The organism is Longibaculum muris (assembly GCF_004343035.1).
Lineage (GTDB): Bacteria > Bacillota_I > Bacilli_A > Erysipelotrichales > Coprobacillaceae > Longibaculum > Longibaculum muris.
The window spans coordinates 19,319-33,066 of sequence record NZ_SMCQ01000032.1 but is presented as its reverse complement, the minus strand read 5'-3'; the positions used below and the strand labels follow the sequence as shown (position 1 = coordinate 33,066).

Annotated in this window: 13 protein-coding genes; all 13 read right to left on the bottom strand. The window is 32.0% G+C overall.

Annotated features, from left to right (window positions below):
• Positions 1–76 precede the first annotated feature (76 nt).
• Positions 77–850, bottom strand: coding sequence for a helix-turn-helix domain-containing protein (locus EDD60_RS14785; RefSeq protein WP_082787383.1), 774 nt, complete (start codon positions 848–850; stop codon positions 77–79).
• A gap of 112 nt (positions 851–962) precedes the next feature.
• Positions 963–1,874, bottom strand: coding sequence for a tRNA (adenosine(37)-N6)-dimethylallyltransferase MiaA (gene miaA / locus EDD60_RS14780; RefSeq protein WP_066447324.1), 912 nt, complete (start codon positions 1,872–1,874; stop codon positions 963–965).
• Positions 1,867–2,226, bottom strand: coding sequence for a phage holin family protein (locus EDD60_RS14775; RefSeq protein WP_066447322.1), 360 nt, complete (start codon positions 2,224–2,226; stop codon positions 1,867–1,869). The genes miaA and EDD60_RS14775 overlap by 8 nt, the downstream gene beginning before the upstream one ends.
• Positions 2,227–4,008, bottom strand: a complete 1,782-nt coding sequence (gene mutL / locus EDD60_RS14770; protein ID WP_066447317.1) for a DNA mismatch repair endonuclease MutL — start codon at positions 4,006–4,008, stop codon at positions 2,227–2,229.
• Between the two features lie 13 nt (positions 4,009–4,021).
• Complete coding sequence (gene mutS / locus EDD60_RS14765; RefSeq protein ID WP_066447315.1) at positions 4,022–6,517, bottom strand: DNA mismatch repair protein MutS; 2,496 nt, start codon at positions 6,515–6,517, stop codon at positions 4,022–4,024.
• 77 nt (positions 6,518–6,594) lie between these two features.
• On the bottom strand, positions 6,595–7,104 hold the full coding sequence (gene cotE / locus EDD60_RS14760; RefSeq protein ID WP_066447314.1) for an outer spore coat protein CotE: 510 nt from the start codon (positions 7,102–7,104) through the stop codon (positions 6,595–6,597).
• A gap of 92 nt (positions 7,105–7,196) precedes the next feature.
• On the bottom strand, positions 7,197–8,705 hold the full coding sequence (locus EDD60_RS14755; protein WP_066447311.1) for an IMP dehydrogenase: 1,509 nt from the start codon (positions 8,703–8,705) through the stop codon (positions 7,197–7,199).
• Between the two features lie 69 nt (positions 8,706–8,774).
• Entirely contained in the window at positions 8,775–9,119 is a 345-nt protein-coding gene (locus EDD60_RS14750) for a YlbF family regulator (RefSeq protein ID WP_066447309.1), read from the bottom strand.
• The gene (miaB, locus tag EDD60_RS14745; protein WP_132226526.1) at positions 9,103–10,545 is read right to left on the bottom strand and encodes a tRNA (N6-isopentenyl adenosine(37)-C2)-methylthiotransferase MiaB; all 1,443 of its coding nucleotides are present in this window, start codon (positions 10,543–10,545) and stop codon (positions 9,103–9,105) included. The genes EDD60_RS14750 and miaB overlap by 17 nt, the downstream gene beginning before the upstream one ends.
• A gap of 78 nt (positions 10,546–10,623) precedes the next feature.
• Positions 10,624–10,869: a hypothetical protein gene (locus EDD60_RS14740; RefSeq protein ID WP_066447303.1), complete on the bottom strand. Its 246-nt coding sequence runs from the start codon at positions 10,867–10,869 to the stop codon at positions 10,624–10,626.
• A gap of 62 nt (positions 10,870–10,931) precedes the next feature.
• Positions 10,932–11,192, bottom strand: a complete 261-nt coding sequence (locus EDD60_RS14735) for a stage V sporulation protein S (protein ID WP_066447299.1) — start codon at positions 11,190–11,192, stop codon at positions 10,932–10,934.
• A 41-nt stretch (positions 11,193–11,233) separates the two neighbouring features.
• On the bottom strand, positions 11,234–12,022 hold the full coding sequence (locus EDD60_RS14730) for a TIGR00282 family metallophosphoesterase (RefSeq protein WP_066447296.1): 789 nt from the start codon (positions 12,020–12,022) through the stop codon (positions 11,234–11,236).
• 95 nt (positions 12,023–12,117) lie between these two features.
• Positions 12,118–13,677: a ribonuclease Y gene (gene rny, locus EDD60_RS14725; protein WP_132226525.1), complete on the bottom strand. Its 1,560-nt coding sequence runs from the start codon at positions 13,675–13,677 to the stop codon at positions 12,118–12,120.
• Between the last annotated feature and the right edge of the window lie 71 nt (positions 13,678–13,748).

Sequence of the window (13,748 nt, the reverse complement as noted above, 5' to 3'; positions counted from 1 at the left end):
TGTTTTCATCGACTAAATTATACCAAAAAAAGCGCTCAAATGAGCGCTTTTTGCGTAATATGAAACTATAACATGTTTATTTACTCGTTACAGCCCCTTTTATTTTCATTATTGAAAAACTTGAAGAAGTCAAAGCATTAAATAACCAATTAGGTAACGACTCAGGAATTGTACGTAAAAACAATAAAATCTCTCGGCCAGAAATATTTGATCCTTCTAGACAATACTTTCCTGTCGCACTCGCACCAATCGCAATATGACCAATGGCTTTTCCACCGATTGCCAAAGTTTGACCAATCGCTAAACCTCCACAAGCATAAATACCAATCGCAAGGCCACCTACTGCCATATAACCAATACCAAGGCCACCAAAACACAAACCCCCGATTGCTAAACCTCCAATACTTAATAAACCCATTCCAATGCCACCAAGAGATAAAACTCCTAATGACAAACCACCTAAACTCAAAACACCAATAGCAATATTTCCAATTGCGATTATCCCTTTGGCAACTTTTTTTCCATATCCAAAATTAATATGAACAAGTGGTAAATTGCCAATTTTCAAACGACTCTTATATTCATATTCTCTTGTTTTTCTAATGACCCGATGTAATTGTTCATCTGTAATCACCATCCCTTGAACAACCGAATTTTCACCTTTAACCAGTTCATCTAATGAAACCCCATATAATTCAGAAATCTCAACTAACCGTTCTAATTCTGGAACCGATGTACCAGACTCCCATTTACTGACAGACTGTCTTGAGATTCCTAGCTGATATGCCAATTCTTCTTGTGAAAGACCTTTTTGTTTTCTTAATCGTATTAAATTCTCTTGTAATTTCATTGTATCCCCTCTCTTTTTACTAAATCCATTATACAATAATTCCTATCAAAGACAATCAACCACCACTTAGAAAAGTGACAACCATTGGTTGCCAGAACAGAAAAAGGATATTTTAAGCTAAAATATCCCTTAAAACATCATGAACTGTTGATTGAAAATCATTAAGATTGACATGATACCAATGAACATCAAATTGATTCTTAAACCAAGTATATTGTCTTTTGGCATACTGACGAGAATGCTTTTTGATATTTTCATAAACATTTTCCTTACTTATAAGACCATCAAAATAATCAAACCATTCCTTATAGCCAATAGCTTTCATACTTTGATATGTACGGTTTAAGCCTTGATGATATAAATCTGTCACTTCTTTTTCTAGTCCTAAATCTCTCATCACATCAACACGATGATTGATTCGTTGATATAAGACTTCTCGCTCTAATGTCAAACCAACAAAATAAGCGTCATAAAGACAGACATGTTGTTGAGCTTCAATGATTTCACTTTTTCGTTGACCAGTTTGTTCATATATCTCAATTGCTCTTAAGACACGCTGACGATTATGTGGATGCAGTGTCAAAGCACTTTTTTCATCAATGCTTTTTAAATAATCATATAATTGCTGATTATCATAATCTTTATATTTTTCTTTATATGTTTCATGATCATCTTTTGTTTCACTAAACTCATAGTCGTATAAAGCTGCTTTGATATAGAGTCCTGTTCCCCCTACAATAATTGGTAACTTTCCACGACTCGTAATTTCATCAATTTGTTTTCTTACAGTTTCCTGAAAATCCTTCACACTATAACTTTGTTTTGGTGAGAGAATATCTATACAATGATGAATCACATTTTCCATTTCTTCACTTGTTACTTTGGCTGTTCCAATATCCATTCCTTGATAAATTTGCATGGAATCTCCACTAATAATTTCTCCATTTAAAGCTTTTGCAAGTTCAACCCCCATTTTACTCTTTCCAACACTGGTTGGACCAATCACCACAATAACCTTATTCATTGATCTTACCTATTCCAAGTAAGCTATACAATATGGAAATGACAATTGCCGTTATAACCGTTAAACCAAAAGATTCAATATAAAAATCAGGGGCGAAGATTGTTTGAGCAATCGCTAAAACAAAACCATTAATGACGAGTTGAAATAAACCAAGCGTTGTGATTGTAATTGGCAAAGCAATAATCGTTAAAATAGGTTTAATAAAAGTATTCAGTAAAGCCAAGACAATTGCCACTAAAAAAGCAACTTGAAAATCTTTGACATAAACCCCATCAAAAAAATAACTCATCATCATAATAACAGCTCCACCTAAAACAAAATCTAAAACCAGACTCACAATTCCTTTTTTCATCTAAACCACCCTCTTAAATAGTTTTTCTAATTCATAATCACTGTAAAATAAAACGGTAGGTCGCCCATGTGGACACACATAAGGATTATCACAACGCATCAAGTTATCTAAAATCGTTTGCATATCACTAGGTGATAGATAAGTATTCGCTTTTAATGAAGCCTTACAGCTAAGTGTAGCAATCGCATGTTCTTGAAGTGATACGACATCTAAATAATTTTTATGTAAAACTTCTTGGATCATTTCATCAACAAAAATATTTTCATCGATTTTTTTCATCCATAATGGCAAATTTCTTACAATATATCCATGTTCACCAAAAACTTCCAAATGAATCCCAACTTTTTCTAGAACATTTTTTCTTTCTTCTAAAACCAAAAACTCACTCATTGGATATTCTAATTGTAATGGAACAAGCAAAGGCTGCATTGTTAAATCTAAATGTGAGAATTTTTCTTTATAATATTCATAGTTAATTCTTTCTTGAGCAGCATGCTGATCAACAAGGTACATGCCTTTTTCATTTTCTCCAATCAAATAAGTCCCATGAATTTGCGTTTTAGCATAGATTTTTTCTTTGATTGGTTTTTGTTGTATTGGTTTTTCAATTGGTTGGCTTTCTTCAATAATTGGTTGTTTTTGATATAGAGTTGAAGTTTCTTTAACTTCTTTTATCACTTCTTGAACTGGTTCTTGATACACAAGAGGTGGAGTTTCTTCTAAGTCAAAGGTTACCTGATCGAGCTGTGGTTTAAAGGTTTCTCTTTCTGTTTCTTTGTTTTTAACCTGATAAGTCAAATTGACTTGTTTTAATGTTTCACTGACTCCTTCAAAAATCAAATCTCTTAACTCATATTCTTTAGAGAATCTGACTTCTAATTTAGAAGGATGGACATTCACATCAACAAGATAAGGATCAACTTCTATATTAATCACAGCAATCGGATAACGATTATCAGCCAAATAAGCACGATAAGCATTATTAATTGCATCTATACTCATTGCATTTTTTACATATCGATGATTGACAAGCGTAATAATATTGGTCTTAGAAGCACGTGATGTATCAATTTTGCTGATATAACCATCAATTGAAAATTCATCATTGGCTAAATGAATAGGTAACATATTTTTGGCCGTTGCTATTCCATACATACTAGCAATAACTTCTAGCAATTGACCCTTGCCATTGGTTTGAAAGATTGCCTTGTCATTATGATAAAGTCTAATTGCAATCTGCGGATAAGCTAAAGCTATTCTTTCAACATATTGATGAATAGCGGCAAATTCACTATTAACTGATTTTAAATATTTCAAACGAGCAGGTACATTTTGAAAAAGCTTAGTCACTGTCATTTGCGTTCCACGTGGCAAATCACAAGTTCCTTCATTTTTATATTTTCCAAACTCATAAGTCACAAAAGTTCCTTCTTGACCTGTGGATGTTCTTAAATCAAAATGACTGACTGAAGCAATGGAAGGAATCGCTTCACCACGAAATCCTAATGTCATAATATTAAATAAATCATGATCATCTTTTATTTTACTTGTTGCATGACGAGAAAAACACATCTTTGCATCAGCGCTTTCCATTCCTTCACCGTTGTCTACAACTTTAATCAATTGTAAACCACCATCTTCAATAAAAATGTCAATTCTTGATGCCGAAGCGTCAATACTATTTTCAACAAGTTCTTTAACGACACTTGATGGTCTTTCAACAACTTCACCGGCAGCTATTTTATTAGAAAGAATATCATCTAATTGTCTAATTTTGGGCATATTGTCACCTCACTTATAATAATTTTTTAAGTTCAATTAATGTGCTTAAAGCATCTAATGGCGATAAAGCCATAGGATCAATTCTTTCTAAGGCTTTTTCTACAGCACTTTCTTTTTGGATAGTAGAAGGCATTTCCACTTTTTCACTGATTACTGTTTCAATATTGTTATTTTCTAAAGATTGTAAGATGACTTTAGAGCGTTCAATGACTGCATCTGGTAATTTGGCTAATTGAGCAACATTGATACCATAAGAACGGTGCGAACGTCCTGGCTTGATTTTATATAAGAAAACAATCTTATCACCTTCTACTGATGCACTTGCATGAACATTTTGAATATGGAAAGATTCATCCATCATGGTTAATTCATGATAATGTGTAGAAAATAGTGTAATACATTGAATTGATGTTGCGATATATTCAATCATTGATTGAGCAATAGCCATACCATCAAAGGTTGCTGTTCCTCTACCAATTTCATCAAAAATAATCAATGAATCTCTTGAAGCATAACGTAAAGCATTGTTAGCTTCTAACATTTCAACCATAAAAGTTGATTGACCTGAAATCAAATCATCACTTGCTCCAATACGGGTAAAGATTTGATCAAAGATTGGTAAATCAGCTTGATCACAAGGTACAAATGAACCAATTTGCGCCATAATAACACATAAAGCAATTTGACGCATATAAGTTGATTTTCCGCCCATATTTGGTCCTGTAATCAATAATATAGGTTCATCTTCTTTAATATTTAAATCATTAGGAACATAATTTTGTCTTGAAATAACTTGCTCAATAACCCCATGACGACCATTTTCAATATGCATGGTATGATGATCATTAAATGTAGGTCGTACATAGCCATTTTGACTTGCTTTATTAGCTAAAGATTGATAAACATCAATTTGTGCAACAACACTTGCAACATCTTGGATTAAATGGACATCTTTTTTAATATAATCTCTGATTTGCACAAAGATTTCATATTCTAAAGCAACCATCTTATCATTAGCACTTAATATCTTCGCTTCCATTTCTTTTAATTCAGGTGTTACAAATCTTTCAGCATTTGAGATACTTTGTTTTCTTGTATATTCAAATTCATCTTTTACCATTGATAAATAACTTTTTGTCACTTCAATATAATAACCAAAGACTCTATTATAACCAATCTTCAAGCCTTTAATTCCAGTCTTTTCTCTTTCTTTTTGTTCAAATTCACTAAGCCATTGTTTCCCATTATCACGAATATATCTTAGTTCATCTAATTCTTGACTATATCCTTGTTTAATGAGACCACCTTCTTTTATTGTTAGTGGTGGATTATCAACAATCGCTTCATCTATTAAACTCGTAATATGTGATAAATCAATAAGTTGTTGAGCTAATTGATTGGTATCAGGATGATCTAAGGCTAATAGTTGATGTTTTAATTCAGGGATAACTTTTAAAGAAGAACCAATCCATTTTAAATCTCTAGCATTGACGTTTCCAAAAGCAATACGACCAGCTAATTTTTCTAAATCATAGATATCATTGATAATATCTTTCATAGTTTCTCTTTCAATAAAATTATCAATTAATAATTCAATAATATCCATTCTTTTTTCAATCTTTTCTCGATTAACCAAAGGTCTTTCTATCCATTGACGAAGTAATCTTCCACCCATTGCACATTTGGTTTCATCCAATAACCATTGTAATGTTCCATAACTTTCATGATCCGCATTTTTAACCAATTCTAAGGACTTTTTCGTATAAGAGTCCATATAGATATAGTCCTCCGTTTTAACTTCCTGAATCGCCTGCATATGGCTTAATTCACGTTTTTGAGTTTCAATCATGTAATTTAATAAAAGTGAACAGATCTTGATTTCTTTTAAATCAGTAATAGAATCAAAAATCTTTTTATATCCTTCATTAAATTTATCATTTTCATAAAAAGAAACAAAAACATCATCAAAGCTTAAAGAACGATCATTTACAACAATTTCCTTTAATCCCAAAGCATCAATATGATTCTTTAAAAGATGAGCTTGTTTATCAAAATTAACAACATAGAATTCTCCTGTAGAAATATCACAATAAGCTAAAGTATAATTAAAATCAAAAACTCCTAATGCTCCAATATAATTATTTCTTTTCTCATTTAATGAGGCATCCATAATTGTTCCTGGAGTAATAATTTGAACAACACCACGTTCAACAATACCCTTTTTACCAGGATCACTTAATTGTTCTACAATTGCAACCTTATGTCCTAAATCAATAAGTTTTTGAATATAACCACTCACTGAATGGAAAGGAACTCCACACATTGGAACTCTTTCTTTAGCTCCTGCATTTTTTCCAGTTAAAGCAAGATCTAAAGCTTTAGAGACAACAATCGCATCATCAAAAAACATTTCATAGAAATCTCCTAAACGAAACATAACAATTGAATCTTGATTTTGTTCTTTTATTTTTAAATATTGCATCATCATTGGCGAATATTTTTGCTTCATTTTACCACTCCTTAATAACTACAATATTATAGCATAATTTGACAAATAAAGAAAAGAAAAAACGCACACGCGTTTTTCTAAGAATTCTTAATAAAGTCTGGATTAATTTCAATATCATCAAACTCATCCCAAACTTCTTCTTCATTTTTCACTTCAACTTTAATACAAGTTTCCCCACTGATTTCAATCTGCATTTCTTTTTCAATCTCTAATGTCACATTTGCATTGGTATGATAAGCAGATAAACATTTTGGTTTTGACAAACAACGTGCTTTGACTTGATCACTCGCTTCAAATTCACGATTTTCTTTTTTACTCACCTGCATATCATCAATATAAGTGACTTGATGTTTTTCAACCATTGAATCCATTTCATCATGACAACTGTACCAGACATGAACATCAAATGTCCCAATAATTTTAGGAACTCGATTTTTAATTGCTGCTTCATAGTGATGATTTGATATCCAACACCCTAATATCTCATTAGGTACTTGTGCCAAAGCTAAATTATACGTATTCTTAGATAATTTCTTGCCTTTAGCGACAATCGCCTTGGTATAAATCTCTCTTATGTTATTGCTCATAAATCCACCTCTGTATACTATATGATATATTCCCCAAATTACCACAAATTTTAAAAAAAAGGTATAACCAATCGGCTATACCTTCGCTTATTTTATTGATTATGAGATGGAGTTGAATCCTTTAAAACAACATCATGTGCTCCACCTTCAACAATACTTGTTGAAGAAACAAGTGTAATTTTTGCTTTTTCTTGTAATTCAGGGATTGTTAAAGCTCCACAGTTACACATTGTTGATTTAATTTTAGCAAGTGTTAAACCAACATTATCTTTTAATGAACCAGCATAAGGAACATAAGAGTCAACACCTTCTTCAAATGACAACTTCTTATCTCCACCTAAATCATAACGTTGCCAGTTTCTTGCACGAGCGCTTCCTTCACCCCAGTATTCTTTCATATATTGACCATTGATATTGACTTTATTTGTTGGTGATTCATCAAAACGAGAGAAATATCTACCTAACATAATGAAATCAGAACCCATAGCTAAAGCTAATGTCATATGGTAATCATGAACAATTCCTCCATCACTACAGATTGGAACATAGATACCAGTTTCTTTGAAATATTCATCTCTTGCTTTTGCAACTTCAATTGTTGCTGTTGCTTGTCCTCTACCAATACCTTTTTGTTCACGTGTGATACAGATAGAACCTCCACCGATTCCAATCTTCACAAAGTCAGCACCAGCTTCTGCTAAGAATCTAAATCCTTCAGCATCAACAACATTTCCAGCTCCAACTTTGACACTATCACCATAATGTTCTCTAATCCAATCAATTGTTAATTTTTGCCATTCACTGAATCCTTCACTAGAGTCGATACATAAAACATCAGCTCCTGCTTCGACTAATGCTGGAACACGTTCAGCATAATCTCTTGTATTGATACCAGCTCCAACTACGTAACGTTTTGAATCATCTAATAATTCATTTGGATTAGATTTTCTTGATTCATAGTCTTTTCTAAAGACAAAATATTCTAATTTCTGATTTTCATCAATAATTGGTAAAGCATTTAATTTGTTATCCCAAATAATATCATTAGCTTCTTTTAATGATACACCACTTGGGGCAGTAATTAATTTATCAAATGGTGTCATAAATTCAGATACTTTTGTATCTAAATCCATACGAGATACACGATAATCTCTACCAGTGACAATTCCTACTAACTTCCCATTTGCTGTTCCATCTTCAGTTACAGCCATTGTAGAGTGTCCAGTTTTTTCTTTTAATTCAATTACATCTTTTAATGTTTGATCAGGTGCAATATTTGAATCGCTTGGTACAAAACCAGCTTTATAAGCCTTTACTTTTCTTACCATTTCAGCTTGTGATTCAACACTTTGAGATCCATAAATAAATGAAACTCCACCTTCTCTTGCAAGAGCCACTGCCATTGTATCATTAGATACAGATTGCATGATTGCTGATACAAGAGGAATATTTAAAGATAATGCAGGTTCTTCCCCTTTTTTAAATTTAACCAAAGGTGTTTTTAAACTTACATTTTTAGGTTGACACTCTGCACTTGAGTATCCTGGAACTAATAAATATTCGTTAAATGTGTGTGATGGTTCATCAAAAAAATATGCCATGTTTTCTCTCCTTTATTTGTTTATTTTTGTAATTTATTGAAGAAATTATATAGATTTTTCCTGCTTTCGTCAATCTTTTTTTGACAATTCTTGATTAATATTGTCTTGAATCAAAAGCAATAAGTCATTGACTTCCTGTTTTAAGACTAAATAGTTATGAACAAGAGGATTTTCATCAAAGCTTTTTCTTTTTTGTTGATATTCTTTCATGATTATTTCACAATCAATGTTTTGATGTTTAGACATTACAATTTTTTGTTGTAAATCTTTTAATTCTTCTTCTAATTGATGAAGTGAGGAATTATTTTTAATCAACTGTTCATACTTTTGATATTCTTTTACAACTTCTTGATTTAAAATCCATTGATTTAATCTTTTAGCTTTATCTTCAATTTCTTTATTCAATTTCTTCACCTTTCAATGCCCATGTTTTGACTTCAGTAACTTTCACTTTAACAATTTGACCAATATGTTCTGGTTGACCTTTAAAATTAATTAATTTTTGATGTCTTGTATAACCTGTTAACATCTCTGGATCTTTTTTAGATGTTCCTTCAACAAGGACTTCTACAACTTGATTTAAGAACTTTTGATTTTGCATTAATGATTTTTCATTAACCAAATCATTTAAACGATAGAGACGTTGTTCTTTGGTATGAATGTCAATATCATCAGCCATTTTCGCTGCTGGTGTTCCTTCTCTAGGAGAATAAATGAATGTATATGCTAAATCATATTCACAATGTTCATAAAGACTCATTGTATCTTCAAATTGTTCATCTGTTTCACCAGGGAAACCAACAATAATATCTGTTGTAATTGTACAATCTGGTATTTTCTTTTTAATCTTATCAAATAATTCTAAATATTGTTCACGACTATAACGTCTACCCATACGCTTTAAAACTTCACTATTCCCAGATTGAACAGGTAAATGTATAGCTGGCATGATATTTTCATACTTGGCAATCACATCAATCATATCACCACTAAAATCCCAAGGATGACTTGTTGTAAAACGAATACGTGGAATTCCAGTTTTTGCGACATCCTCTAACAATGATGCAAACGTATACCCATTATCAAAATCTTTTCCATAAGAATTAACATTTTGTCCAAGTAAAGTAATTTCTTGATAACCATGTTCTTTTAAATCATTGACTTCAGCAATGATTTCTTCTTTTAAACGAGAACGTTCTTTTCCTCTCGTATAGGGAACAATACAATATGTACAAAACTTATTACATCCATACATAATATTAACCCAAGCTTTATAAGGATGAGCACGATGACTTGGTAAATTTTCAATCACATCGCCTTCTTTAGACCACACCTCTAAAACCATTTCTTTTTCTAACATAGCTTGTTTTAAAAGAACTGGTAAACGATGAATATTGTGGGTACCAAAAATCAAATCAACTTGAGGATGTTTTTCTAAGATTTTTTGTACAACCACTTCTTCTTGTGCCATACATCCACAAATCCCAAAAATAATATTAGGATTTGTACGTTTAACTTTTTTTAAATAGCCAATTTTTCCAAAGACTTTTTCTTCAGCATTTTCTCTAATTGCACAAGTATTCAATAAAACAACTTGAGCATCTTTAATTTCATCAGTTGGTTGATATCCCATACTTTCCAATATCCCAGCTAATGTCTCACTATCACGTTCATTAGCTTGACAACCATATGTTTGGATAAAGTATTTTTGTCCCTTACCAATTCCTACCATATCAGCAGGAATTTCATAAGCATCATCAATATGATGAATTTCATCTTTTCCTCTATGTTTCGCATCTTTTAAAGATGGACCTTTAAAATATTCACTATAATCTTTCATATTTTCACCACTTTCTGCTTTATTATATCAAATATTATAAAATAAGAAAGAAAAAAATAAGGACATTGTCCTTATTTTTTAACCAAAGAAACCATCTGGTTGAATTGAGAAGTATAAAACAGCTCCATCAGGTGTCTTTTTGAATAATCCTTTACAATATGAAGCAGCTTCATCTGGTGTTAATTCAGTTTCACACTCAATTTCAGCTTTAATTCCTGTTTTCTTAACAAATTTACATTTTACTTTATCATCTTCATACCCATCAAAAAAGTCAATTAATTTTTGTGTTTGAGCAGTAGACATTAATAATTTACATTTTGCCATAATATTTCCTCCTTGTTTTCTTCTTTTATTATACCCATTTTGAGACAAAAAAGAAAGCCTTTTTAATGCATTTCTACATTTAGACGCAAAGAGGTAATGACTTGATCATCAATTGTTAAATCATAAAAAGAAGGTGTACAATAAATCTCATATCCTCCTGGAGCCATATAGCCTCTTGCGATAGCTATCGCTTTCATTGCTTGATTTAAAGCTGCAGCACCAATAACTTGAATTTGAACACTTTGATGTTCTCTAAGTAAACTCGTTAATGCTCCAGCAACTTTACTTGGTTTAGATGATGAAGATACTCTAATCATTTCCATAAAAATTCCTCCTTAATGCACTATATGCATGAAAGAATAAATTATGCTATATATGGATGAGCCGGATCAATACAAATACGTTTGATTTGTGTACATTGATTTTCTTGATTAAAAGTTAATAATGTTGCGCGAAATTGTCCTTCACTTTCAGCCACCACAAAAGGTGTCATCATACCTGTTTTCATACGTTTAATAATAAGCTCTTTATCACAACCAATTACACTTTCATAAGGGCCACACATCCCAACATCACTTTGATAAGCAGTCCCTTTTGGTAAAATTCTTTCATCCGCTGTTGTTACATGGGTATGTGTCCCTAAAACAGCAGAAACTTGTCCATCTAAATAATATCCTAAAGCAATTTTTTCGCTTGTTGCTTCAGCATGAAAATCAACAATATGAATATCACTCGTATCGTCAACCAAAATTTCATCAATCGCTTCAAATGGATTTTGTGATTTTCCATCCATAAAAGTAATTCCCAATAGATTTGTTACACGAATTTTCTTCCCGTTTATCGTAATTTGTCGACTCCCAACCCCAGGTAATGCTTTAGGTTGATTATAAGGCACAACCAAACGATCAGCTTCGTCAATATAATCAAATAATTCTTTTTTAGCAAAAGTATGATTACCCATTGTCATCAAAGAAATTCCCTGAAACAAAAATTCTTCATAATGTTTTTTATTTAAACCTTTTCCATGCGTTGCGTTTTCAACATTAGCAATCACAACATCAATATGATATTGAGCTTTTAAGCGTGGTAAATAAGTTTCCATCATTTCTCTACCAATTGCTGAAAAAACATCTCCAATAAATAATATATTCATTTTCTCATCTCCATAATAAAGTGTATAACGTGGTTATGATATCATAATCAATAAAGCATTTCAATGTAAATGAAAAGATAGGTCAAACCTATCTTCTATTTAGCAATTTCATTGGCACGAACTTCACGAATCACAGTCACTTTGATATGTCCTGGATAAGTTAATTCCGTTTCAATTTTATTTTTGATTTCTCTGGCAAGTTTGTGACTTGCTAAATCATCAACCTTATCTGGTTTCACAATAACGCGAACTTCACGTCCGGCTTGAATCGCAAAGACTTTATCAACACCATCAAAGCTCTTAGAAATTTCTTCTAATTTTTCTAATCTTTGAATATAGTTTTCAATTGTCTCGCTACGACTTCCTGGGCGTGCTGCAGATAAAGTATCAGCAGCAGCAACCAAAATAGAAATAACACTTGTTGCTTCAACATCACCATGATGTGATTCAATTGCATTCACAACCGTAGCATTTTCACCATATTTCTTAGCAAGTTTTGCTCCTAATTCAACATGGCTTCCTTCCATTTCATGATCAACTGCTTTTCCTAAGTCATGTAACAATCCAGCACGACGAGCTAATTGTTGATTTAACCCTAACTCAGCTGCCATCATCCCAGCAAAATGCGCAACTTCTAATGAATGTTGTAATGCATTTTGACCATAACTTGTACGATATTTCAATTTCCCTAACATCATGATAATTTCTTTATTAACACGAGATAATCCTAATTCAAATATCGCATCTTCACCAGTTTTTTGAATCACTTCATTTAATTCATTTTTTGTCTTTTGAACAACTTCTTCAATACGTCCTGGTTGAATACGACCATCACGAATTAAAGTTTCTAATGATAAACGAGCAATTTCCCTTCTCACTGGATCAAAGCAAGAAATTGTAATAGCTTCAGGTGTATCATCAATAATCAATTCAACACCAGTCGCATTTTCAATAGCTTTGATATTTCGACCTTCTCTACCAATAATACGACCTTTCATTTCTTCGCTTGGTAAAGCAACAACATTAACTGTACGTTCAATTGTTTCTTCTTGAGAATAACGGTTAATTGCCGCAGCAATGATATCCTTAGCATAAAGAGATGCTTTTGATTTTGCTTCATCTTCTTTTTCTTTGATATAAGCTGTGACTTCTGTCGCCATTTTTTGTTCTACTTGTTTAAATAATTCTTCTTTTGCTTCATTGGCGCTCATTGCAGCAATTTTTTCTAATTCCACAATTTTTGCATCAATTTGTTCTTTTAATTGAGCCTCTAATTTACCTAGTTCTTCACTTCTCTTTTCTAATTGCTTAGCTTTGTCATCCAAAACATCTTCTTTTCCTTGTAAAGCAATATCTCTACGATCAATGTTTTGTTCCCTTTGCAATAGTTTATTTTCAAATTTAGTAACTTCTAAGCGTTGTTCTTTGATTTCCTTTTCAGCTTCAAGCTTATATTCATACGCTTGAGTCTTGGCATCTAAAATCGCTTCTTTTACTATATTATCAGCTTTGGCAGTTGCTTCTTCAACAATCTTTGTTGCATCGACATTTGCTTTCGATACTTTGATTTTTGTTAAAACAAAATACATTGCAAATCCTAAACCAACTGCTAGAACATAGGTTAAAATAGTCAGAAGCCCACCTGATCCTGGCATAATATTCCTCCTACTTCCTATGATAAATTTCATAAAGTGCTTTTAACGCACAAATTTATTATACCGTATTT